The organism is Streptomyces sp. NPDC096311, from assembly GCF_044763085.1.
Lineage (GTDB): Bacteria > Actinomycetota > Actinomycetes > Streptomycetales > Streptomycetaceae > Streptomyces.
Genome location: NZ_JBIWFN010000002.1, coordinates 23,838 through 45,752 on the forward strand (window position 1 = coordinate 23,838; position 21,915 = coordinate 45,752).

22 protein-coding genes and 1 pseudogene are annotated in these 21,915 nt (G+C 70.9%); 8 read left to right on the plus strand and 15 right to left on the minus strand.

The genetic code is table 11. The features are described 5' to 3' along the window. Positions 1–99: 99 nt before the first annotated feature. Positions 100–909: an alpha/beta hydrolase gene (locus tag ACIRA5_RS04700; protein ID WP_403687301.1), complete on the plus strand. Its 810-nt coding sequence runs from the start codon at positions 100–102 to the stop codon at positions 907–909. After that, positions 902–1,606, plus strand: coding sequence for a hypothetical protein (locus tag ACIRA5_RS04705; protein WP_403687304.1), 705 nt, complete (start codon positions 902–904; stop codon positions 1,604–1,606). The genes ACIRA5_RS04700 and ACIRA5_RS04705 overlap by 8 nt, the downstream gene beginning before the upstream one ends. A 9-nt stretch (positions 1,607–1,615) precedes the next feature. Here the strand turns inward: ACIRA5_RS04705 and ACIRA5_RS04710 are convergent, their stop codons facing one another. The 4 genes from ACIRA5_RS04710 to ACIRA5_RS04725 all read right to left on the minus strand — a co-directional run bounded on the left by ACIRA5_RS04710 (position 1,616) and on the right by ACIRA5_RS04725 (position 4,314). Beyond that, on the minus strand, positions 1,616–2,368 hold the full coding sequence (locus ACIRA5_RS04710) for an endonuclease/exonuclease/phosphatase family protein (protein ID WP_403687305.1): 753 nt from the start codon (positions 2,366–2,368) through the stop codon (positions 1,616–1,618). 209 nt (positions 2,369–2,577) lie between these two features. Then, positions 2,578–3,531: an ROK family glucokinase gene (locus ACIRA5_RS04715; protein ID WP_054231531.1), complete on the minus strand. Its 954-nt coding sequence runs from the start codon at positions 3,529–3,531 to the stop codon at positions 2,578–2,580. 54 nt (positions 3,532–3,585) lie between these two features. Further along, the gene (locus ACIRA5_RS04720) at positions 3,586–4,053 is read right to left on the minus strand and encodes a DUF5304 domain-containing protein (RefSeq protein WP_351701081.1); all 468 of its coding nucleotides are present in this window, start codon (positions 4,051–4,053) and stop codon (positions 3,586–3,588) included. Positions 4,054–4,110: 57 nt separating this feature from the next. Continuing rightward, positions 4,111–4,314, minus strand: coding sequence for a hypothetical protein (locus ACIRA5_RS04725; RefSeq protein WP_403688556.1), 204 nt, complete (start codon positions 4,312–4,314; stop codon positions 4,111–4,113). A gap of 5 nt (positions 4,315–4,319) precedes the next feature. Here ACIRA5_RS04725 and ACIRA5_RS04730 point away from each other — a divergent pair, with 5 nt between their 5' ends. Then, a complete protein-coding gene (locus tag ACIRA5_RS04730) occupies positions 4,320–4,388 on the plus strand; it encodes a hypothetical protein (protein WP_403688557.1) in 69 nt (22 codons plus the stop codon). A gap of 46 nt (positions 4,389–4,434) precedes the next feature. On the opposite strand, the pseudogene ACIRA5_RS04735 reads toward ACIRA5_RS04730, so the two are convergent. The 3 genes and pseudogenes from ACIRA5_RS04735 to ACIRA5_RS04745 all read right to left on the minus strand — a co-directional run. Then, positions 4,435–5,280, minus strand: a pseudogene (locus ACIRA5_RS04735) (ArsA family ATPase); the annotation flags it as partial. A 91-nt stretch (positions 5,281–5,371) separates the two neighbouring features. Next, positions 5,372–5,818: an SRPBCC family protein gene (locus ACIRA5_RS04740; RefSeq protein ID WP_054231534.1), complete on the minus strand. Its 447-nt coding sequence runs from the start codon at positions 5,816–5,818 to the stop codon at positions 5,372–5,374. Between the two features lie 106 nt (positions 5,819–5,924). Further along, positions 5,925–6,722 (minus strand): metallophosphoesterase, encoded by a 798-nt coding sequence (locus ACIRA5_RS04745; RefSeq protein WP_358543756.1) that lies wholly within the window; start codon positions 6,720–6,722, stop codon positions 5,925–5,927. A gap of 313 nt (positions 6,723–7,035) precedes the next feature. Between ACIRA5_RS04745 and ACIRA5_RS04750 the strand changes: the two genes are divergently transcribed. Next, a complete protein-coding gene (locus ACIRA5_RS04750) occupies positions 7,036–8,832 on the plus strand; it encodes an AMP-dependent synthetase/ligase (protein ID WP_403687309.1) in 1,797 nt (598 codons plus the stop codon). 19 nt (positions 8,833–8,851) lie between these two features. Here the strand turns inward: ACIRA5_RS04750 and ACIRA5_RS04755 are convergent, their stop codons facing one another. Together ACIRA5_RS04755 and ACIRA5_RS04760 are read right to left on the minus strand one after the other, a co-directional pair. Next, a complete protein-coding gene (locus ACIRA5_RS04755) occupies positions 8,852–10,435 on the minus strand; it encodes a GMC oxidoreductase (RefSeq protein WP_403688560.1) in 1,584 nt (527 codons plus the stop codon). Between the two features lie 190 nt (positions 10,436–10,625). Then, entirely contained in the window at positions 10,626–11,768 is a 1,143-nt protein-coding gene (locus ACIRA5_RS04760) for a glycosyltransferase family 4 protein (protein WP_403687310.1), read from the minus strand. A gap of 244 nt (positions 11,769–12,012) precedes the next feature. Here ACIRA5_RS04760 and ACIRA5_RS04765 point away from each other — a divergent pair, with 244 nt between their 5' ends. After that, complete coding sequence (locus ACIRA5_RS04765) at positions 12,013–13,245, plus strand: glycosyltransferase 87 family protein (RefSeq protein ID WP_403687312.1); 1,233 nt, start codon at positions 12,013–12,015, stop codon at positions 13,243–13,245. Here ACIRA5_RS04765 and ACIRA5_RS04770 read toward each other — a convergent pair. Continuing rightward, a complete protein-coding gene (locus tag ACIRA5_RS04770) occupies positions 13,206–14,528 on the minus strand; it encodes an MATE family efflux transporter (protein WP_403687314.1) in 1,323 nt (440 codons plus the stop codon). The two genes, ACIRA5_RS04765 and ACIRA5_RS04770, sit on opposite strands and share 40 nt — an antisense overlap. 142 nt (positions 14,529–14,670) lie before the next feature. On the opposite strand from ACIRA5_RS04770, the gene ACIRA5_RS04775 reads away from it, so the two are divergent. Further along, positions 14,671–15,204, plus strand: coding sequence for a PadR family transcriptional regulator (locus tag ACIRA5_RS04775; protein WP_403687317.1), 534 nt, complete (start codon positions 14,671–14,673; stop codon positions 15,202–15,204). Positions 15,205–15,219: 15 nt separating this feature from the next. On the opposite strand, the gene ACIRA5_RS04780 is transcribed toward ACIRA5_RS04775, so the two are convergent. From ACIRA5_RS04780 to ACIRA5_RS04800, 5 genes are all read right to left on the minus strand, one after another. Beyond that, positions 15,220–16,416 carry a hypothetical protein gene (locus ACIRA5_RS04780; protein WP_403687319.1) on the minus strand — a complete coding sequence of 399 codons (1,197 nt, stop codon included), beginning with the start codon at positions 16,414–16,416 and terminating at the stop codon, positions 15,220–15,222. Positions 16,417–16,448: 32 nt separating this feature from the next. Beyond that, entirely contained in the window at positions 16,449–17,480 is a 1,032-nt protein-coding gene (locus ACIRA5_RS04785; RefSeq protein ID WP_403687320.1) for an NlpC/P60 family protein, read from the minus strand. Positions 17,481–17,714: 234 nt separating this feature from the next. After that, the gene (locus ACIRA5_RS04790) at positions 17,715–18,755 is read right to left on the minus strand and encodes an NlpC/P60 family protein (protein WP_403687322.1); all 1,041 of its coding nucleotides are present in this window, start codon (positions 18,753–18,755) and stop codon (positions 17,715–17,717) included. Between the two features lie 316 nt (positions 18,756–19,071). After that, entirely contained in the window at positions 19,072–20,421 is a 1,350-nt protein-coding gene (locus tag ACIRA5_RS04795; RefSeq protein WP_403687323.1) for an NYN domain-containing protein, read from the minus strand. A 34-nt stretch (positions 20,422–20,455) separates the two neighbouring features. After that, positions 20,456–20,695 (minus strand): hypothetical protein, encoded by a 240-nt coding sequence (locus ACIRA5_RS04800; protein WP_054231545.1) that lies wholly within the window; start codon positions 20,693–20,695, stop codon positions 20,456–20,458. 152 nt (positions 20,696–20,847) lie between these two features. Between ACIRA5_RS04800 and ACIRA5_RS04805 the strand changes: the two genes are divergently transcribed. Beyond that, on the plus strand, positions 20,848–21,579 hold the full coding sequence (locus tag ACIRA5_RS04805; RefSeq protein ID WP_403687325.1) for a rhomboid family intramembrane serine protease: 732 nt from the start codon (positions 20,848–20,850) through the stop codon (positions 21,577–21,579). Then, positions 21,576–21,857 (plus strand): Lrp/AsnC family transcriptional regulator, encoded by a 282-nt coding sequence (locus tag ACIRA5_RS04810; protein ID WP_054231546.1) that lies wholly within the window; start codon positions 21,576–21,578, stop codon positions 21,855–21,857. The genes ACIRA5_RS04805 and ACIRA5_RS04810 overlap by 4 nt, the downstream gene beginning before the upstream one ends. Positions 21,858–21,915 lie beyond the last annotated feature (58 nt).

The window sequence follows — 21,915 nt, forward strand, 5'->3', positions numbered from 1 at the left end:
CACTGTCAAAGGCCTCGACGACCCTGGTCGGTGTCAGTGCCGTCGCGTACGGTGAAGTACGCCTCGCATTCCGCCCGTCTGATGAACAGGAGACCGAAGGTGCCGGTCCTTCCTGGAGCCGAGCCGTTCCGCCACGAGGGCGGAGAGGTCGGTGTCCTTCTCTGTCACGGCTTCACCGGTTCCCCGCAGTCGCTGCGCCCCTGGGCGGAGTATCTCGCCGAGCGCGGTCTGACCGTCGCGCTGCCCCTGCTGCCCGGGCACGGCACGCGCTGGGAGGACATGCAGCTCACGGGCTGGCAGGACTGGTACGCGGAGGTGGACCGCGAGCTGCGTGCGCTGCGGGAGCGCTGCGCCCAGGTGTTCGTCTTCGGCCTGTCCATGGGCGCCGCGCTGACCCTGCGGCTCGCCGCGAAGCACGGGGACGAGGTGAGCGGCATCGTCGTCGTCAATCCGGCGAACAAGGTGCACGGGGCGGCGGCCCACGCCCTCCCGGTGCTCCGCCACCTCGTCCGGACGGTGAGCGGCATCACCAGCGACATCGCCAAGGAGGGCGTCTCGGAGGTGGGATACGACCGGGTACCCCTGCACGCCGCCCACTCCATGCGGAACTTCTACCGGATGGTCGACGGTGAACTGCCCCAGGTCACCCAGCCGATGCTGCTGCTGCACAGCCCTCAGGACCATGTGGTGCCGCCCGTCGACTCGGCCCGGATCCTGAGCCGGGTGTCGTCCACCGACGTGACGGAGATCCTGCTGGAACAGAGCTACCACGTGGCGACGTTGGACCATGACGCGGACCGGATCTTCGAGGAGAGCTACGCGTTCATCGCCCGGCTCGCGCCCGGTGTCGGCAAGCGGTCCGACACGGGTCAGGTGGGTCAGCAGGAAGGGACGGCCACTGGTGGCTGAGCACGACGCGGAGCGCGGCGAGCCCGACGAGAAGGGCGTACCCGTCGGCGAGCCTCTCGGTGACGAGCAGGGGGTGCCGTTCGACGAGGACGCCGCGTGGCAGGCGATCGTGGCGGGGTACGGCGAGGAACCGCCGGATCCGCCCGGCGCGAAGCCGTTCAAGTCGATCGAGGACCTGGCGCTCCTCGACCCGGTGACGAACGACGCCCCGGGTGGCGAGGACGCATCCGAGAGGCCCGAGAAGGGCAAGAAGAACGGGACCGGCGGGACCGTCGGGACCGTCGGCACCGTCGGGACAAGCGAGAAGGACGGGGCCGGCGACGAGGCCGGGGAGCCGCCCGCCGCTGCGAAGCCCCTCGGCGGCTCCGTCTCCTTCGCGCCCGGCGTCGGCGGTCCGCGCGACTACCAGACGCCCGAGCCCTCCGAGGACGACTTCGACGGGGACGACGAGGGCCATTTCGTCCCCCCGGAGCCGCCCCCGCTGCCCACCGCGGACACCACGGCCAAGTTCGCCTGGCTCGCCGTCGTCGGCGGCCCGATCGTGCTCCTGCTGGCCATCCTGCTCGGCTGGGACATGACGTGGTGGCTCGCCACGGTCGGCATCGGCGGCTTCCTGGGCGGCTTCGCCACCCTCGTGGCGCGTATGAAGCCCGACGACGAGGACGAGGACGATCCCGGGCGGGGCGCGGTGGTCTGACGCGGCCGGTTACGCGGCGGGAACTCTGAGGGCGGCCAGCACGGGCAGATGGTCCGTGGCCGCCCTCAGGTCTGTCTCCGTGACTCCGGGATGGCCGTACGGGACCCCGCAGCCGAGGATCTCGATGCCGCGGGTGGCGAAGATCGCGTCGATGCGCTGGTGGGGGTCGGTGGGCGTCGAGGTGTATTCCATGCCCCAGGGCGCGGTGGCCCAGCAGTCCTGGAGGCCGTCGGCGAGGCGGGTGAAGGTGGGGCCGTCGGGGCGTTCGTTCAGGTCGCCGCCGACGAGGGCGTGCGGGGTGCCGAGAGCTGCGAGGCGGTCGAGAAGCAGGCCGCTCTGCGTGTAGCGCTCGTCCTTCTGGAGCGAGAGATGGCAGCTCACCACGCCGAGCCGGGCGCCGCCGAAGCGCACGACGGCGGTGGCGAGGCCGCGGCGGTGCAGGCCGGGGGTGAGGGGCAGCAGGACGTCCTCGGTGCGTTCGACGGTGGCCCGCATCGAGCACAGGAGCGCGGGGCCCGCGGCGGTCGCGCCGCCGGACAGGATCGTCTGCCCGGACGCGGCCGCGAGCCGGGCCAGCTTCTTGCGCCAGCGGAAGAAGCGGGGGGCTTCCTGGACGAGGACCAGGTCGGGGGCGCAGGCGTGGATGACGCGGGCCAGGGCGGTGGTGTCGTCGCGCATCGAGCGGATGTTGTAGCTGAGGACGCGGATGACGGCGGAGCCGTCGGATTCGGTGTGGGAGCGGGGCAGCGGGGTCGTCGCCATGTGGATCAACATACGTGGATGCGCCGCTCGGGGGAGCCGGAACGCTGCGGTGGTTTGTCGGCCGCGGGACGGTGGGGGCTGGTCACGCAGTTCCCCGCGCCCCTGAGGGGCGCCATCCGCGCCCCCGCCCAGAGGGATTCGGTACGACATCGCCCGCCGTCCCCCTGAGGGGCGCGGCGGGCGATGTCGTACGAACAGGACACGCGGTGTTACATGATCGGGTCGGGCTCCCTGGCCAGGTCCGCCGCGCCCACCAGGCCCGCCTCGTTGCCGAGCTGGGCGGCGATCACCTCGGCCACCGGGCGCCAGTTGCCGCCCACCAGCCAGCGCTTGTACGACTTGCGGATGGGGTCGAGCACCAGCTCGCCCTCGTCCGAGAGGCCGCCGCCCACGATGAAGGCGGAGGGGTCGAAGAGCGAGGCCAGGTCGGCGAGGCCGGCGCCGGCCCAGCGGGCCAGCTCGCGGTAGGAGTCCACCGCCACCGGGTCGCCCTGGCGTGCGGCCACCGAGATGTGCTTGCCCTCGATGCCGTCGGGGGTGCCGTTGCCCAGCGCGAGCAGGATCTCCGCGTTCTCGGGGGTGGCGTTGGCCCGCTGCTTGGCGTAGCGGACGAGCGCGCGCCCGGAGGCGTACTGCTCCCAGCAGCCCTGCGAGCCGCAGCCGCACAGCAGACCGTCCGGCACCATGCGGATGTGGCCGAACTCGGCGGCCACACCGAAGTGCCCGCGGCGCAGCTTGTTGCCGATGATGATGCCGCCGCCCAGGCCCGTACCCAGGGTGATGCAGATGACGTTCCGGTGGCCCTTGCCCGCGCCGAACTTGTACTCGCCCCACGCCGCCGCGTTCGCGTCGTTCTCGACGACGACGGGCAGCCCCACGCGTGCCTCGACCTCGGCCTTGAGCGGCTCCTGCCGCCAGTCGATGTTGGGCGCGAAGTACACGGTCGAGCGCTGGCGGTTCACGTATCCGGCGGCACCGATACCCACGCCGACGATGTCGTGACCTGCGCGCGCGCCCTCCACCGCGGCGGCGATGGCGTCCACGATGGCCTGCGGCGTGGTGGGGGTCGGCACCTTGTGCGTCGAGAGGATGTTGCCTTCCTCGTCGACCACACCGGCCGCGATCTTCGTGCCGCCGATATCGACGCCGATGGTGAGTCCCATGAATCCCTCAGTTTCGGTCGAGCCCCGCTACGGCCAACCGTACCCGAGCAGCCTTTAGTCCAAGTCAATCCGCTCCCCCGGACCGGTCCCCTCGTCACGGGGGCCACGCTCCCGGGTGGTCCAGCGTCGTTCCTGGGCCTCGACGGCCGAGCGGTAGGCGGCGAGCAGCTCGCTGCCCGCGGCCGCGAGGTGATCGAAAACATCGGGGTTGCGCTCTATGACCGGTTCGACGGCGGCCTTGGCCTGCTGTACGACCTGGTTGACCATCTGCTGGGCGGTGCCGGAGGCGACCACGCCGAACAGCGGCGAGTTCAGTCCGGACAGCTTGTCGGCGACGGCGTCGACCAGCTTGCGCAGTTCCTCCGCGGCCGAGCCGGGCGGCGGACCGTACTGGGCGCGGCGGCGGGCCTTCTCCGCCGCGAGGTCCTCGGCGCACGCCTTCGCCCAGGCGTCGGCGTCGCTCGCGCGCGCTTCGTCGTTCGCCTCCTGAGCGGCGTCGGACGTGGGGCGCTCTTCGCTCATGGCGGACTCCTGCCTATGGTTCTTCCTTTCGACGGTACCCGAACGGGGGTACGCCGTTCACCGTGTCCGGGGCCACAGATCCGGGTCCGGCGCGAAACGCACCCTGAGTTCCCCCTCGCGCAGGGCGGCGCCGGCCACGGTGCAGCGGCGCAGCGCGGACGGCAGCGGCACGATCCTGCGGAACTGGCCCACGGTGACGACGAGTTCGTCGCCCCGGCGGATCAGGTCCAGTTCCTCGCGTATCGCGCCGGGCAGCGGGATGTGCCATACGAGGACGCCGTCTTCGGCGAGGTGGTCGAGAACGGGCCACTCGACCGGGGTCGGCGTCCGGTTGACGCCGGGCACGGGGAGCGCGCCGAGGTCGTCGGTGCCGCGCGGGTCGCGGCCGAGGTGCGGGACCTCGTGGACGGTGTACGTCTCCTGCCACTCGTCCAGCGCCTTGCGCTGCTGGGCGGCGAGGGCGCCCAGCCAGGCGTCCGCGCTGGCGGCCGGCAGTACCCGGTTCGCGACCAGCGCGTCGACGCGCAGCCCGTGCAGGGCGAGGGCGGTGGTGGCGGCGTGTACGGCGTCGGTGCCGGCCGGGCCCGGCTCGGCGACCAGCCGTACGGTCGTGGCGCGGTCCTCGACGACCGCCGCGACGGCGGCCAGCTCGATGTCCCAGCGTGCCGCCGTCTCGTACAGCCACTCGGCGGGCATCGGGACACCCGCGAGGCGACCGAGGACGGGGCGCAGGGCGCGGGCCGCCTGGCGCTCCGGCGGGAGCAGCCGACGCAGGTAGCGGCGCAGCTCCTCCGGGAGGGCGAGGAGGGCGAGGGCCTGTGGGGTCGGCGGGAGGTCCACGACCAGCAGGTCGTACGTCTGCGAGGTCGCCGCGTCGCGCAGGGCGCGCAGCAGGGCGAGTTCCTCGGCGCCGGGCAGGGGGGTGAGTTCCTCGGCGTCCAGGCGGGCGGCGCCGAGCAGGTCCAGGGCGGTGGTCGCGCGGTCCTGGAAGGCGGTGAGGTCCTCACGGAAGCGGGCGTTCGCGTCGGGGCGCCAGGCCGTGAGGCGGGGCGCGGTGCCGGTGGGTTCCGCGCCGGTGGGTACGCCGAGGACGGCACCGAGGGTGTCGGTGCGGTCGGCGGTGAGCAGGAGGGTGCGGGTGCCCTCGCGGGCGGCCTTCAGCGCGGTGGCCGCCGCGACCGTCGTACGGCCCGTGCCGCCCTGGCCTGTGATCAGGATGGTGCGCATTGCATGAACGCTACCTGCGTCGAGTGCCCCCGCCGCCCCTGCCCCGTCCCCTCCTCGACCTGGGGGCTCCCCGGGGCGGGGCGGAGCGGGATCAGCCCGCCTCGCCCGACTCCACTCGCTTCTTCAGACCCGCCAGCGCCCGGTCGATGATGACCTTCTCGGCCTTGCGCTTGATCATGCCCAGCATGGGGATCTTGACGTCGACCGTGAGCCGGTAGGTCACCTCGGTGGCGCCGGCGCCCGCGGGCTTGAGGATGTACGAGCCGTCCAGGGAGCGGAGCATCTGGGACTTGACCAGGGTCCAGGAGACCTCGTGGTCGCCGGTCCAGGTGTACCCCAGGGTCTGGTCGTCCTTGATCGCACCGGCGTCCATGACGAGGCGCACCTGCTCGGCGCGGCCCTGCCCGTCCGTGGCGAGTACCTCCGCCTCCTTCACCTCTCCCGTCCAGTCCGGGTAGCGGGCGAAGTCGGCGATGACCGCCATGACATCAGCCGGTGCCGCCTCGATCGTGATGCTCGAGCTGGTGTGTTCCGCCATCGCGGTGGCTCCTCCAGATGCGGTCCGGTGAGGGGTTTGGTACGCACGTGTGTGCAGCGTGAAGGCTACCGCGCGCCCGCCGAACCATCGCCACCCCACCTGGTGTTCACCACTCCAGGACCCACGGGCGGCCCGACGCCGCGAAATGTCCGACGTTCACGCACTCGGTCGTCCCGATCCGCATCCGCCGCGCGAGCGGCTGGTGGACATGGCCGAAGAGGGAGTAACGGGGACGGATGCGGCGGATCGCGTCCAGGAGGGCACGGGAGCCGCGTTCGAAGCGGCGCGCCACCGTGTCGTAGACCAGTTCCGGTACGTCCGGCGGGATGTGCGTGCACAGCACGTCGACCTCGCCGACCGCCTCGATCTTCGCCGCGTACTCCTCGTCGTCGATCTCGTAGGGCGTCCGCATGGGGCTGCGCAGCCCCCCGCCGACGAAGCCGAAGACCCGGCCGCCGATCTCCACCCGCTCACCGTCGAGGACCGTCGTGCCGGATCCGGCGTACTCCGCCCACAACGGGGGCATGTCGACATTGCCGTAGGTCGCGTACGTCGGTGTCGGGAACGCGGCGAACAGCTCGGCGTACTGCTTGCGCACCGCCTTCTCGATGGCCACGGAATGGTCCATCCCGATCTCGTCCCACAGCCGCCGCCCGAACTCCCGCGCCTCGGCGAAGCGGCGTGCGGTGCGCAGCTCGACGATCCGGTCGGCGTTCTCGGTGCCGAAGAGGTCGGGGAAGATGCCGCGCGCGTGGTCGGCGTAGTCGAGGAAGAGCACCAGGTCGCCGAGGCACAGCAGAGCGTCCGCGCCGTCGCCGGCCCGGGCCAGGTCGCGCGCGTTGCCGTGCACGTCACTGACCACATGAATGCGCGTTCTGCGGTTACCGCCTGGTGTGGGTGCCATGACGATCAAGCGTAGGCGTGTGGGGCAAACGTGAATAGAGGCGGTCGGACCTGCGGTTACTGGCATGGCAAGAAGAGCGTGGACTACTGTGCGTGAAGGAACGCCATCGGGTGCGACGCGCCACCGTGTGTGACGCAGGGAACATCTCGGCAGGACCCCCTATCGAAAAAGCCGTACCGGTGGGTAACGTCCGGGCAGTCCAGTCGTACTCAGGATTTCAACAATGATGTTCCTGGGTACCTGCCCGAGCCTTGGACCGCTCCGTCGCATCACACACCGTCGTGGCGTCGGCGCCCTATGAGGAGCAGCAGTCTTGCGCGAGTTCAGCCTTCCGGCTTTGTACGAGGTCCCTGCGGACGGAAATCTGACCGACATCGTCCGCAGAAACGCCGCGCAGCATCCCGACGTCGCCGTCATCGCCCGCAAGGTGGGCGGCACGTGGACGGACGTCACCGCCACCACCTTCCTCGCCGAGGTGCGGTCCGCGGCCAAGGGCCTGATCGCCTCGGGCGTACAGCCCGGCGACCGGGTCGCCCTGATGTCCCGTACCCGCTACGAGTGGACGCTGCTCGACTTCGCGATCTGGAGCGCGGGCGCGATCACCGTGCCGGTGTACGAGACCAGCTCGGCCGAGCAGGTGCAGTGGATACTCGGCGACTCGGGCGCGAGCGCCTGCATCGTGGAGCTGGACACGCACGCGGCCTGCGTGGAGTCGGTGCGCGACCGGCTGCCCGCCCTCAAGCACGTCTGGCAGATCGAGGCCGGCGGGGTGGAGGAACTGGGGCGCGCGGGCCGGGACGTCAGCGACGCCACCGTCGAGGAGCGCAGCTCGCTCGCCAAGGCGGACGACCCGGCGACCATCGTCTACACGAGCGGTACGACCGGCCGCCCCAAGGGCTGCGTCCTCACCCACCGCGCCTTCTTCGCGGAGTGCGGCAACATCGTGGAGCGGCTGCGCCCCCTGTTCCGTACGGGCGAGTGCTCCGTCCTCCTCTTCCTGCCGCTCGCGCACGTCTTCGGACGTCTGGTGCAGGTCGCGCCGATGATGGCGCCGATCAAGCTGGGCTGCGTCCCGGACATCAAGAACCTCACCGACGAGCTGGCCGCGTTCCGGCCGACGCTGATCCTCGGTGTGCCGCGTGTCTTCGAGAAGGTCTACAACTCGGCGCGCGCCAAGGCGCAGGCGGACGGCAAGGGCAAGATCTTCGACAAGGCGGCGGACACGGCGATCGCCTACAGCCGCGCCCTGGACACGCCCTCCGGGCCGTCGCTCGGCCTGAAGATCAAGTACAAGACGTTCGACAAGCTCGTCTACAGCAAGCTGCGCGCGGTGCTGGGCGGTCGTGGTGAGTACGCGATCTCCGGCGGCGCCCCGCTCGGCGAGCGTCTGGGCCACTTCTTCCGCGGCATCGGCTTCACGGTCCTGGAGGGCTACGGCCTGACGGAGTCCTGCGCGGCCACCGCCTTCAACCCCTGGGACCGTACGAAGATCGGTACGGTCGGCCAGCCGCTGCCCGGCTCCGTGATCCGCATCGCCGATGACGGCGAGGTGCTGCTGCACGGCGAGCATCTGTTCAAGGAGTACTGGAACAACGAGGCCGCGACCGCCGAGGCGCTCGCGGACGGCTGGTTCCACACGGGTGACATCGGCACCCTCGACGAGGACGGCTACCTCCGTATCACCGGCCGCAAGAAGGAGATCATCGTCACCGCGGGCGGCAAGAACGTCGCCCCGGCCGTGATCGAGGACCGCATCCGCGCGCACGCGCTGGTCGCGGAGTGCATGGTGGTCGGCGACGGGCGCCCGTTCATCGGCGCGCTGGTCACCATCGACGAGGAGTTCCTGGGCCGCTGGGCCGATGAGCACGGCAAGCCGGCGGGTTCCACCGCGGCGTCGCTGCGCGAGGACCCGGATCTGATCGCTGCGATCCAGGACGCGGTCGACGACGGCAACGCCGCGGTGTCGAAGGCGGAATCGGTGCGGAAGTTCCGCATTCTGTCCTCCCAGTTCTCGGAGGAGTCGGGCCACCTCACGCCGTCCCTGAAGCTCAAGCGCAACGTGGTGGCGAAGGACTACGCGGACGAGATCGAGGCCATCTACCGGGGCTGACGGCCCGGTCGAGCGGTTCTCATGGCGCGGTGTCCTCGGCGAGGATCCGCGCCATTCCGCGTTCCGCGAGCGCGGTGATCGTGAGGAACGGGTTCACCCCGATCGAGCCCGGCACGAGCGAGCCGTCGGTGATGTACAGGTGCGGGTAGCCCTTCACCCGGCCGTAGCCGTCCGTCGCCTTGCCCAGCACGCAGCCGCCCAGTGGGTGGTAGCAGAAGTCGTCGGCGAAGGTCTTGTTGTTGCCGAAGAGGTCGTAGCGGTAGATCGTCGCGTTGGCCGAGTTGATCCGGTCGAAGAGCTTCTTGGCCATGCTCACGGAGACCGCGCTCTGGGCGGCGGTCCAGCCGAGCTTGGCGGAGTCCGTCGCCGCGTCGTACGTGAAGGACGCGCGCTCCGGGTTCTTGGTGATCGCGAGGTAGAGGCTGATCCAGGTCTCCAACCCGGTGGGTATCGGGGCGATTTCGGCGAAGACCGGGTTGGCGGTGTTGGCCCAGTCGTCGATGCCCATGACCGGCATCGTCGACTGGTTCGCCCCGACCGTGTCCCAGATGTGGTTGGCGCGGCCCGTCATCACGTTGCCGTTCGTGCCCCAGCCGCTGCCGACGCTCGCGTCCAGGGACGGCAGGGTGCCCGTCTCCCGGGCCCGGACGAGGAGTTCGGTGGTGCCGAGGCTGCCGCCGCCCAGGAAGAGGTACGTACAGCTGTACTGCTTGGTCTCCACGACCGCGCCGGTGGTGTCGATCCGGTCGGCGGTCAGGGTGTACGTGCCGTCCGTGGCCCTGCTGATCGCCCGGACCTTCTCCAGGGTGTGGATGGTGACGTTGCCGGTGCCGAGCGCTGCCGCGAGGTAGGTCTTGTCGAGGCTCTTCTTGCCGTAGTTGTTGCCGTAGATGACCTCGGCCGCGAGTGCGGACTTGGTGGCGGTTCCGGCCGCCTCGCGCTGCATGTAGGTGAAGTCGTAGACGTTCGGGACGAAGGTCGTCTTCAGGCCGGCGTTGGCGGCGGCCTTACGGGAGGTGCGGGTGAACTGGTACCACTCCGTGGACTCGAACCAGGTGGGGTCGACCGTGTTGACGCCGAGCATGGTGCGGGCGCGCGGGAAGTAGGTGTTGTACATCTCGGTGGCGTCGACCGTGGGGAACTGCTCGGAGAAGTAGGACTGGAGGGGCGTGACGGCCATTCCGCCGTTGACCAGTGAGCCGCCGCCGACGCCTCGGCCGACGTAGACCGACATGTTGTCGTAGTGGACCCGGTCCAGGACTCCCGGGTAGAGGCCGATGTCCTTGTTGACGACGTCCAGCCACAGGAAGGTGGCGAGCGGGGCCTCGGTGCGGGTGCGGAACCACATCGAGCGCTCGTCGGGGGCACTGGTGGAGCAGAAGACCTTGCCGTCGGAGCCGGCGGTGTTCCAGAGCTTGCCCATCTCTATGACGAGGGTGCGGATGCCGGCCTGGCCGAGGCGGAGGGCGGCCACGGCGGCGCCGTAGCCCGATCCGATGACGATGGCGGGCGCGGTGTCGACCGCGGCGGGCTCTGCCGCGTGAGCGGACTGGAGGCCTACGCGGGTGAGGCCGGCGGCGGCGGCCGTCTGGAGGGCGACCATGCCCAGGATCTGGCGTCTCGTCAGGTGACGGTTTGTCAGCTGACGGTTACTCATCTGATGATGAGTCAGTTTTTCTGTCATGACCGCAGCATCGGCGGATTATTTGCTTCCGCCTAGGGTTTTTGCCGGGATTTCAGGGGGCGTCGCGATGGATGCGGAGAGTGCCGGTTGTTTATGACCGGCCGTGCACCTAGAGCAACTCCTTGAGGCTCTCCGCCAGCAGGTCCCAGCGCCATTTCCGCTCCACCCACTCCCGTCCCCGTTCGCCCATGTGGCGGCGGAGTTCGGAGTCGGCGAGGAGGGTGATGATGCGGTCGGCGGAGTCGTCCGGGCAGTCGCCTCGCACGACCCAGCCCGTTTCGCCGTCGAGGACCGCGTCGGGGGCGCCGCCCGAGTCGCCCGCGACGACCGGCAGGCCCGTCGCGGAGGCCTCCAGGTAGACGATGCCCAGGCCCTCGACGTCGAGGCCGCCCCGGCGGGTGCGGCAGGGCATCGCGAAGACGTCGCCCGCGCCGTAGTGGGCCGGCAGCTCCGACCAGGGGACCGCGCCGGTGAAGCGGACCGCGGCGGCGACTCCGGTGTCGTACGCCAGCTTGCGCAGGTCCTGCTCGTACGGCCCGCCGCCGACGATCAGCAGCACCACCTCCGGCTCCTTGGCGAGGATGCGGGGCATGGCGAGGATCAGCGTGTCCTGGCCCTTGCGCGGGACCAGACGGGAGACACAGACCACCACCGGGCGGTCGGTGAGGCCGAGGCGGGCGCGGACCCCGTCGCCGCCCGAGCCGGGGTGGAAGGTCTTCTCGTCGACCCCCGGAGGCAGCTGGACCATGCGGGAGGCGGCCTCGGGTGTCAGCGCGGACGCGATGCGCGAGCGCGTGTACTCGCCGAGGTAGGTGATCGTGTCCGTGGACTCGCCGATACGGCGCAGCAGCTGCCGTGCGGCGGGCAGCTGGGCCCAGCCCGCCTCGTGGCCGTGCGTGGTGGCCACCAGGCGCTCGGCGCCCGCCCTGCGCAGCGCGGGCGCCATCAGGCCGAGCGGGGCCGCCGCCCCGAACCACACCGCCGTACAGCCGTGCTCGCGCAGCAGCCCGACGGCGCGCCTGGTGGCACCCGGTGTGGGCAGCAGCATCGTCGTACGGTCCCGGACGACGGTGAAAGGCTGCTCGGCGTCGAAGGCGGCCGTCGCCTCGACGCCCTCCCGGCTCCGCTTCCACGTGGATGCGTAGACTACGAACCGCTCGGGGTCCAGTCGTAGCGCCATGTTGTGCAGGAACGCCTGGATGCCGCCGGGACGGGGCGGGAAGTCGTTGGTCACGATCAAGGTCTTGTGCATCGCGTTCGACACTACCGAAACCTTCGAATCCCCACGCGAGCGGTCCACAGCGGCGAAGCTGTATTCCAGGCGAAGCTGTATTCCATCGGTGGTCACAGCTCCGTACGGCCGCGCTTCATGGGCCTCGCACAGCCCCGCACGTCATCATGTTTCCGCACAACCGCACCACCGCACCATGTCACGACCGCACCACCACACAACCGCACGACCGCAGAGACAGCCGACGAACGAGGGCCAGGTGAGCATGAAGGGCACACGGGGGGCAGGGTTTCCGTACGCGTTGCTGGGAACCTGGGGCCTGACCAGGCTTCTGCTCCTGCTCTTCGTCTTCAAGGTGTTCGTCTTCCCGGGCCCGGACGTCACGAGTGACGTCTCGGTGATCTACCAGGGCTGGTACGAGATCCTGCGCACCGGCACCTTCCCGCTCGACGACGTGACCTGGCAGTACCCGCCGGCCGCCGCGCTCGCGATCCTCTCCCCCGGGCTGCTGCCCTTCCTCGACTACGCGCACGCCTTCTTCGTGCTGGCCTTCGTCGCCGACGTGGTGGTGTACGCGCTGCTCCACTACACCGGCCGGCGCCCCGGCAAGACGCTGCGCGGCGCCTGGGTGTGGGTGATCGGCGTACCGCTGCTCGGACCGACCGTCTACGCCCGCTACGACGTGATGGTGACGGCCGTGGCGGTCGCGGCGCTCCTCGCGGGCGCCCGCCATCCGCGGGTGATGGGCGCTCTCGTGGGCTTCGGGGCGCTGGTGAAGGTATGGCCGGCGCTCCTGCTCCTGGGGGCCGTGAAGCGGCGCGCGTGGGCCGCGGCGGCGGTGACCGCGGGCGGGATCGCGGTGCTGTCCGGGCTGTCGATGCCCGGCGCCTTCTCCTTCCTGACCTTCCAGCGCGACCGGGGCACCGAGGTGGAGTCGCTGGGCTCCCTCGTCTTCCATGTGGGCCGGCACTTCGGCTGGGACGGTCAGGTACTGCTCAACTACGGCTCGGTGGAGTTCCTCGGCCCGTACGTCGACGTGGTGAGCAGGCTGGCCCTGGCGCTCACCGTGATCGCCTTCGCGTGGCTGCTGCTGTGGCGGCTGCGCGCCCAGCGCTTCCGGCCGCACACGCTCGCCGACGCCGCGTTCGTGGCGGTGCTGATGTTCACGGCCACCAGCCGGGTCATCAGCCCGCAGTACATGGTGTGGCTGGTCGGGATCGGCGCGGTCTGCCTGTGCTTCCGGGGCAGCCGGATGACGCTGCCGGTCGGGCTGGTGCTGGCCGCGTGCTTCGTGACCGTCCTGGAGTTCCCGATCTGGTTCTCCCACGTCGTGGGCAGCGACCGGCTGGGCATCACCCTGCTCTTCCTGCGCAACGGCCTGCTGGTGATCGCGGCCCTGCTCGCCGCCCTCGAACTGTGGTGGAGCACCGTGTCCGACCCGACCCCGACCCTGCCCGCTCAGGCCACCCGCAGCAAGGAACGCCTGAGCTCCTCCTGACGGCGGCGGGCGCGGGCGAGAAGCAGTCCGACGGCCGTGCACTGCACCGCCATGGACAGCGCCAGCGCCAGGCAGATCCCGGGCAGCCCGAGCCCCGACAGGGCGTACGCCAGGGGCAGCTGGACCGCGGTGCCGAGCAGTGTCACCCGCAGCAACAACGGGGCTCCCCCGCTCCCCTCGATGACCCCGCCCAGCGCGATGAAGCAGGCCATCAGCAGCAGATACGGGCCGACGCAGCGCAGGAACAGCACGCCGTCCTGGGCGACCGCGTCCCCGGCTCCGAAGGCCCGCATGATCCAGGGGGCGAACGCGCCGAGCGGGACGGCCGCCACCAGGCCCACCGCCCCGGAGACGATCACCGCCTGCCGCCCGATCGCGCCCCGCTCGTCCCGGCCGGTGCCCCGGGTGTGCGCGGTGTGGATCGAGGCGGCCTGCCGCACCGCGTAGAAGGCCATGGTCGCGACGTACATGACCTTGTAGGCGATGGAGTACGCGGCCACGGCCGTCACCCCGAGCCGGGCCACGATCGCGACCAGGACCAGCGTCCCGCCCTGGCGCACGGTGAAGTCGGCGGACATGGGCAGTCCGGTCCGCAGGGTGCGGCGCAGCGCGGGGCCGGTGGGCTCGGCGGGGCGGACGGCCGCCGCCTCGCGCAGCGGCGCGTTGCGGCGCAGGGCGCGCAGGCCGGCGGCGGGGGCCACGCAGCGGCACAGGACCGTGGAGAGGGCGGCACCCCTGACGCCGTACGCGTGGATGAACAGCGGGTCGAGGCCGAGAATCAGCCCGTTGGCCAGCAGGGCGAGGCGCATCGGGGTGCGGGTGTCACCGACGCCCTTCAGGATGCCGTCGACGAGGTTCTGCGCGAAGAAGACCGCGATGCCCGGCAGGGAGATCCCGAAGTAGGCGACCGCCAGGGCGAGGGCGCGCCCGTCGCCGTCCAGGACCAGCCGGGCCAGCGGCTCGCGCAGCAGGTATCCGCCCACGGCGACCACGGGCGTCACGACCGCGCACAGGGCCCCTCCGCCGCGTACGGCCGCCCGGAGCGCGCCCGGATCCCGGGCCCCTCTGGCATGGGCGACGAGGACGGTCGTACCGGAGGCGAAGACCAGGGCGACGCCGAGGAGCACGTTCTCGGTGTTGGTCGCGACGGCGACGGCGGCCACGGCGGGACCGCCGAGCCGGGAGACCCAGACGGTGTTGATGATCCCGGCGGCGACGGAGGCGAGCAGGGAGAGGTACACGGGGTGGGCGAGCGATATGAGCTGCTTCCGATGGGCGTTCACCGATGAGTCCCTCGATTCCCTTGGGTTCCCTTGATTTCTCTTGACTTCCCTTGAGTACCTCTTATCGAGCTACCTCGTTTAGAGGTAACTCGATAAGAGGTACCATGGGCGTCCGGCACCCGCAAGCAAGGAGCGCCCCCGCATGCTGGAGCTGTCGATCCTCGGATTTCTGTTCGAAGAGCCCTTGCACGGCTATGAGTTGAAGGAGCGCATCAAGGCGCTCAGCGGCCACGTCCGCCCGGTCAGTGACGGCGCGCTCTACCCGGCGATCACCCGCCTGGTGGCCGCAGGACGGCTGGACCAGCACACGGAGCCCGGCAACGGCGCCGCCCCGCGGCGCATCCTGTCGCTCACCGAGAAGGGCCGTGCGGACCTCCTGGAGCGGCTGCGCCACCCCAAGCAGGCCGAGATCACCGACCAGGTCCGCTTCAACACCCTGCTGGCGTTCCTGCGCCACCTCCCGGACCCGCGGGAGCAGGCCGCGGTCCTGCGTCGCCGCCAGGAGTTCCTCCTGACGCCCGCGAGCTTCTTCTACCGGGACGGCGCGCCCGTACGGGCGGAGGAGGCCGGCGACCTGTTCCGGCAGGGGATGCTGCGGGTGGCGCGGGCGACGGGCGAGGCGGAGCGGGAGTGGCTCGCCGAGGCCATCGCCCGACTGGACACGGCGACGCGCTGATTCAGCGGAGCCGGTTCAGCCGAGCTGCGCCTCCAGATACGCCCGCCACTGCTGCGTGAACTTCTCCGGCGTCGTGTGCAGTACGTCCCGCAGCGCGCCCTCGACGGCCCCCGCCCGCTTCTCGTGGTCGCCGACGGCCCGGTAGAACTCGTTCAGCCGGACCTCGCCCCAGTGGTCGGCGATCAGCCTGCAGGCCATCCAGCCGCCCTCGTACGCCCGCGCCAGCCGCGCCGCGTCCCCGGCGAACCCGAAGTCCTTGTCGTCCGGCAGCGCGGCCGGTACGTGCCCGTCCAGCACCGCCCGCTCCAGCTCCGGCGCCGCCTGCGTCGCCGTACGGCCGCTGCCGCGGTAGCCGACCCAGTCCGCGAAGCCCTCGGAGAGCCACAGGGGTGTGGCGGCGGTGGTGTGGGCGCGGGTGGCCACGTGCGTCGTCTCGTGGGTGAGCACGACCTGCTTGCCGAAGTCGCCGAGGAGGCCGTACGCATCGGGGTTGACGATGATCCGGTCCGCGGGCGCCCTGGCCGTCCCGCCCGCCTCTCCCGTGGTGACCGCCGCGATCCCCCGATACCCGGAGGCGGGCGCCCCGAGCAGCCCCGCCATGCCCTCCAGCGACTTCGGTACGAGGACGACGACGTGCCCCGTCCAGTCCGCGCCCCAGGCGTCCGTCACGGCGGGCACGGCACGGTCCGCGAGGCCGGCGTACGCCCGCAGCCGCTCACCGGACTGCCCGACCCCCAGGACGAGGCTGTGCGCGCCCCGTACCACCGTCACCGCCCCCTGCTCCCACAGCTGCTGACTGGCCCGCTCGGCGGGCACGTCGGAGGCGACCCGCCAGGTCCCGCCGTCGTGGACCAGGCGCAGCGTGCGGGCCGCCGTGACGGGCGCCCTGTCATAGCCCTCGATGCGGTAGCGCAGCTCGGCGCCCGCGGTGGCGTGGTCGCCGGAGCGGTGCAGGTCCGTCAGGCGGTACGACCAGGCGGCCAGCGGGACCGCGCGCAGCCGGGTGAACTCCGCGGCCGAGCCAGACGGTTCCTCCGTGGCCCGGTACGCCGACTCGTTCCGGTCCAGGACCGCGGCCGCCCGCCGGTCGAGGACCCGCTGCACATCGGCGGACGCGGTGTCCGGGGACGGCCCGCCGCCGCAGCCCACCAGCACGGCGAGCAGCAGCACCAGGGAGCACCCCGCCCGCGACGCACGCCTTCGACCAGCCACGTTCCCGATCGTACGGCGCCCGGGCGCGGGGGTCAGACCCGCGTCACGGACGAGATGGGCATCATGCCCACCGGGTCGTAGCGCACCGGCGCACCCGGGTAGGGCGCGTGGATCACCTGGCCGTTGCCCGCGTACATCGCGACATGACTCGCGTCGGAGCGGTAGGTGACGAGGTCGCCGGGCTGCGCCTGGGAGAGCGGCACCTGCCGTCCGGCGTAGCGCTGTTCCTGGGAGGTACGCGGCAGACCGACGCCCGCCTGCCGGTACGACCACTGCATGAGGCCCGAACAGTCGAATCCGCCGGGCCCGTTGGCGCCCCACACGTAGGGGCGGCCGAGTGCGGAGCGGGCCGCGGCGAGGGCGGCGGCGGCGCGCCCCGAGGCGGGCGTGAGACCGCCGGGTCCGGGCAGGTCGGAGCGTCCGGAGCGGGAGGCCCGGTCGTAGGCGGCGCGCTCGGCGGACGGCAGCGAGTTGAGCAGTATGCGCGCCTTGGCGAGTTTCTGTTCGACGGTCCGCTTGTGCTGGGCGACGGCCTTGGTGCTCTTCTCCAGCTCGGCGAGTTTGGCGGTCGCCTCCTCGCGTTCCTGGGCGAGGTCGCGCATGGCGAGCTGAAGGTCCTTGAGTTCGCCCGCCTGGTGGGCGTTGATCCGGTCGAGCGCGGCGGCCTTGTCGAGGTACTCGGCGGGGTTGTCGGAGAAGAGCAGTGCCAGGGAGGGGTCGAGGCCGCCGGCGCGGTACTGCGCCCCGGCGAGCGAACCGAGCGCGTCCCGCATGGTGTTGATGCGCTCCTGCTGACGGGCGATGCGGTCCTGTGCCGTGCTCACCTCTTCGCGCAGGGTTCCCGCGCGCTCGTCGGCCTTGTTGAACGCCTCGGTTGCCTTCTCCGCCTGGGTGTACAGGCGGTCCACCTCGGCCCGGGTGTCGTCCTTCGGTGCTGCGGCGGCCGGTACGGCCCCGAGGGCGGCGGCCGCGACGGACATCACGGTCACGGCGATGCCGGCGACGCCCGCGGCACTGACGCCCCGGTCGAACCCGGACGGTGGACGGCGGCGATGGGACCCCACGAGTAGCCGCTCTCCCTTCCGCTGACGGTCCCCCGGAGTTGGGGGAAACGCGCCAGACAGTAGCCGTGCGACTACGCACCGGCCAAAGACCTCCAGGGGCGCACAACGCGGCGCCCCGCCGGAGACGCAGGTCACCGACGGGGCGTGGGGTCAGCGGGAGTTACCGCGATTCGCCCGTTCGGGCGGCATGCCGAGGGGGCCTCGAAAGGATCTCGGAGGGTTCGAGGAGCCGGATCAGACCCGGACGCCGAACTGGAAGGCTCCGCCGATGGTGCTCATCGACTCGTAGCGCACGACGGTTCCGGTGCGCGGGGCGTGCAGCACCTGGCCGTTGCCCGCGTAGAGACCCACGTGGTGCAGGTCGCCGAAGAAGAAGACCAGGTCGCCGACCTGCAGATCGCTCTGCGAGTAGATGCGGGTGCCGATGGTCGCCTGCGACTCCGAGGTGCGCGGGATGGAGACACCGGCCTGGGCGTACGCCCACGAGGTGAAGCCCGAGCAGTCGAAGGAGCTGGGGCCGGAGGCGCCGTAGACGTACGGCGAGCCGATCTTGGTCTGTCCGGCGGAGAACGCGGCACCGGCGCGCCCGGACGCGGGCGTACCGGGGTCGCCGAGAACGGTGCGCTCGCTGGCGCGGGTGGCGCGGGACTGCTGCGCGTCCAGAGCCGCCTTCTCCTTGGCGGTCAGGGAGTTGAGGAGCTTCTGCGCCGCGGCGAGCTTGGTCTGGACCATCTTCTTCTGCTTGGCCAGTTCCGTACGGGTGTCGGCGAGGTCCTTGAGCTTCGCGGAGGCTTCCTGCCGCTGCTGGGCGAGCGAACGCTGCTTCTCCTGGACCTTCTTCAGCGCCTCGACCTGCTGACTGCTCAGCTGGTCCATCGCGGACGCCTTGTCCAGGTAGTCGTCCGGGTTCGAGGAGAGGAACAGCGCCACGGAGGGGTCGATGCCGCCGGTGCGGTACTGGGCGCTGGCCATCGAACCGAGCCCGTCGCGCAGGGCGTTCAGCTCGTCCTGGCCGCGGGCCACGTTGTCCTGCAGGGTGCTGATTTCCTTCTCCAGCTTGTCCTGCTTCTCCTTGGCCCCGTCGAGCTTCTCGGTGGCCTGCTCGGTCTCCTCGTAAAGCTTGTCGACCTTGCTCTTGACCTCGTCCTTGCTCGGCTTCTCGCTGGGCGCGGCGTTGGCGGCGTTGGCGCTGAGGACAACGGCAGCGGCTGCGGCGGTGGTGAGCACGGTCACACGGGTGCGGCTCGGCTGCTTGGGTCGACGGTGGGACGCCACGAAGGCGAGCTCCTTCTTCCTCCAGCCGCCTGCCGAGACGCCGACGGGCGGTGTCCCCCCACCGTCACTCCCAATGAGTGATCACCCGAGTGGAGGTTCGAGCCCAGACCCTAGTGACCCTCCTGTGATCAGTTCAAATCCAAACCTGAAAATTCTTCGTCACCGAGCGCATTCTTTGCACTCAACTCACGTGCAGTGATGTGGGGCTGACGCTACGTTGCGTGAAGGTTTCGCCAATTCGGGCACAACGCCTGGATGTTACGGATGGGACGTACGGGTCCTTTGGTGCGTACGGCGCAGATCGTCGACGGCTGTCTCAGCCGCGCGAGAAGCGCTTGAGAAGCACCACGGAGGCCACCGGGCGAGCGCCGGCCTTGGCGATCCCGTCGGCCACCTCACGGTCGGTGGAGACCACGATGACGGGCCGCCCGGGCGGCTCGGCGCGCACCAGCTGGCGGATCAACTCGTCCGCCGTGACACCCGCCTTGGAGAACAGCACCCGCACCCCGCGCGGCGGCGCGAGCAGCACGGGCGCCGCCAGCTCGGCCCCGTCGAAGACACATGTCACCTCGGCCCCGGTCTGCGCGGCGAGCTGCGAGAGCTGCCCCAGCAGCCTGAGCCGCTGCTTCTCCAGCGGCATCTGCGGATAGCCGGTCTTGGTGACGTTGTAGCCGTCGACGACCAGATGCGCCTGCGGCAGCGCGAGCAGCTGGTCGAGGATCGCGGGATCGTTTTCGGACAGGGCACGGGTCGCGATGTCCTTGGGCGTCATGCGCCCCGGTTCGACGGCGTCCACGGTCTCCGCCGGCCGTACGGACACGGGGGGCAGCGCGAGCTCCCGGCGCAGCCCCTGGGCCGCCTCCAGCACGGTGTCGAGCAACAGCCGTACGCGCATGTCCTCGACGCTGCGACCCTCGCGCGCCGCCTTGCGGGTGGCCTCCAGGGCCGCCTCGGCCTCCGAGAGCCGCGCCTTGAGCCGCCGGGTCTCGCTCTCGGCGGCGGACACCTGGGCCTGCCCGTCCGCCCGCGCGGTGTCCATCTCGCCCTGCAGCTTGCGCAGCGCGGCCTCGCCCCGCTTGACGTCGCTGAGAGCGCCGCGCAACTTGCGGTGAAGCGATTCCGCTTCCCTCTTCGCGGACTCCAACTCCGTGCGCAACCGCTCGGTTTCGGCCTTGGTCTGACCACGTGCCTGCGTGAGCTCCTCGCGCAGTCGATCCAGCTCCGCCCGGCTCTCCTCGTCGGCGCGCTCGGCGTCCGCCCGCAGGGCCTCCTCGCCCGCGGCGGTCACCAGCTTCACCCAGCCCGTGGGGCGCAGCACATAGGCCGCGGCCGCCACGTCCAGCGGATCCGCGGCCGGCGGCGGCGCGCCCGAGTCGAGGGCGCCGGCGAGCTCCGACTGCGCCTCTCTGAGCTTCTCGGCGATGCGCTGCCGGAACAGCGGATCGGTCTCCAGCGCGGCGGCCATGGCGTTGCCGGCGAACTTCGCGCGCCGGTTGGGGGCGAACCGCGCATACTGCCGCAATTGGGCGGGCAGTTCGGCGACGGTCAACCCTCCGAAGCCGTCCGACACGATCTGTACGACCCGCCGGCGCACCCCGTCGGGCAGCGGACGGTCGAGCACCTCAGCGGCGCCGTCGTCCGGCTCCCCGCCTGTGGTCTCCACCATCCGTCACCCCAATGTCTGTGCGGGGCCCGCTCCCTCAGGAGCCGGCGCCCGGCCTGTCCACCAGTTCCACCTGGTCCACCGCGTTGCACCACCGGCAGCGCACCGACTCGATGGTCTCACTGACCACCTTGCGCTCCTCGACGTTCGGCTCACCGGCCAGGTCGAGGTGCACATACTCGACGACCTTGGACGAGCGGGTCACGTCGAATCGCGTGAGGTTGCCGCAGAGTGTGCAGCGCCAGCGAGTCTCGGCGGTCGGGAGGGGAACCGTCATGTGGCAGTCGCTTTCCTTCTAGTGTCCGTCCAACGCCGGTCTCCGGCGCGTGTGGCTCGTTACCCTACGGCCTGGCGGGTACTCGACGCTCGGCCGTCCACGGCGGCGAGGCACTCTGCGCGCATCGGTCCGGTTACGTCATGCTCTGTCCCATGATCAGTACCTGGGGTACGGCGGTCGGCAGGACGATGCGCGGTCAGTCCGCGCCGGTGACGTACGGGCTGATCTTCCTGTGCTGCCTGATCTTCCTGATCGGTCCCGCCTCGGGACTCAATCCGTCGTTCGGCACCGGGGACGCGCTGGTGGTCGCCCAGCGGGCCTACTTCCGGCGCTGGGGCGTGATCCCCGCCGAGCTCTTCGACGGGACCCCGAGCGCCTGGCTCACCCCGGCCACGGCCCTGTTCATCCACGGCAGCTGGCTCCACCTCCTGGGCAACATGCTCTTCTTCTACGTCTTCGGAGCGATGACCGAGGAACGCATGGGCCACGTCCAGTTCGTCGTCTTCTACGTGGTCTGCGGCTACCTCGCTCTGCTGGGTTACGCGATCGCCAACTCCGGCTCAGAGCAGACGCTGGTCGGCGCCTCGGGGGCGATCTCCGCGGTCCTCGGAGCGTTCCTGTACCTGTTCCCCAGGGCCCGGGTGACCAGTCTCTTCCCGTTCCTCTTCTTCTTGCCGCTGCGCTTCCCCGCCTGGGTCGTGCTGCCCTTCTGGGTGACCCTGCAATGGCTGGCGGCGGGCCGCAGCTCCTCGGGCCCCGGGGTCGCCTATCTGGCCCACCTGGTGGGCTTCTCGCTGGGCTTCGTCTACGCGTGGGTGCGGTTCGGGCGGCCGACTAGAGTGAAAACCCCAGCAGCAGCACCCGAGGGAGAAAACCAGCCGTGATCACCGCGATCGTGCTCATCAAGACCAGCGTGGACCGGATCCCCGAGATCGCCGAGTCGATCGCCGCGCTGGACAGTGTCAGCGAGGTCTTCTCCGTCACCGGTACGTACGACCTGATCGCCATGGTCCGGGTGAAGGCCCACGACGACCTGGCGGACGTCATCCCCGGCAAGATCAGCAAGATCCCCGGCGTCGAGGGGACGGACACCCACGTCGCGTTCCGCACGTACTCCCAGCACGACCTGGAAGCGGCGTTCGCCATCGGCCTCGACAGCTAGGCACAGCCGCGGGGTCCATTCGGGGATGTGGGGGCGGAGCCCCCACGTGCCCCCGGCC

What these genes read in the sequence shown, in the direction of transcription:
- ACIRA5_RS04805 (WP_403687325.1), top strand. Translation starts at nt 20,848, where the DNA reads ATGATCAGTACCTGGGGTACGGCGGTCGGCAGGACGATGCGCGGTCAG.
- ACIRA5_RS04755 (WP_403688560.1), bottom strand. Translation starts at nt 10,435, where the DNA reads ATGGTCGCCCTCCAGACGGCCGCCGCCGCCGGCCTCACCCGCGTAGGC.
- ACIRA5_RS04740 (WP_054231534.1), bottom strand. Translation starts at nt 5,818, where the DNA reads ATGGCGGAACACACCAGCTCGAGCATCACGATCGAGGCGGCACCGGCT.
- ACIRA5_RS04800 (WP_054231545.1), bottom strand. Translation starts at nt 20,695, where the DNA reads ATGACGGTTCCCCTCCCGACCGCCGAGACTCGCTGGCGCTGCACACTC.
- ACIRA5_RS04720 (WP_351701081.1), bottom strand. Translation starts at nt 4,053, where the DNA reads ATGAGCGAAGAGCGCCCCACGTCCGACGCCGCTCAGGAGGCGAACGAC.
- ACIRA5_RS04710 (WP_403687305.1), bottom strand. Translation starts at nt 2,368, where the DNA reads ATGGCGACGACCCCGCTGCCCCGCTCCCACACCGAATCCGACGGCTCC.
- ACIRA5_RS04715 (WP_054231531.1), bottom strand. Translation starts at nt 3,531, where the DNA reads ATGGGACTCACCATCGGCGTCGATATCGGCGGCACGAAGATCGCGGCC.
- ACIRA5_RS04795 (WP_403687323.1), bottom strand. Translation starts at nt 20,421, where the DNA reads ATGGTGGAGACCACAGGCGGGGAGCCGGACGACGGCGCCGCTGAGGTG.
- ACIRA5_RS04775 (WP_403687317.1), top strand. Translation starts at nt 14,671, where the DNA reads ATGCTGGAGCTGTCGATCCTCGGATTTCTGTTCGAAGAGCCCTTGCAC.
- ACIRA5_RS04745 (WP_358543756.1), bottom strand. Translation starts at nt 6,722, where the DNA reads ATGGCACCCACACCAGGCGGTAACCGCAGAACGCGCATTCATGTGGTC.
- ACIRA5_RS04765 (WP_403687312.1), top strand. Translation starts at nt 12,013, where the DNA reads ATGAAGGGCACACGGGGGGCAGGGTTTCCGTACGCGTTGCTGGGAACC.
- ACIRA5_RS04760 (WP_403687310.1), bottom strand. Translation starts at nt 11,768, where the DNA reads ATGCACAAGACCTTGATCGTGACCAACGACTTCCCGCCCCGTCCCGGC.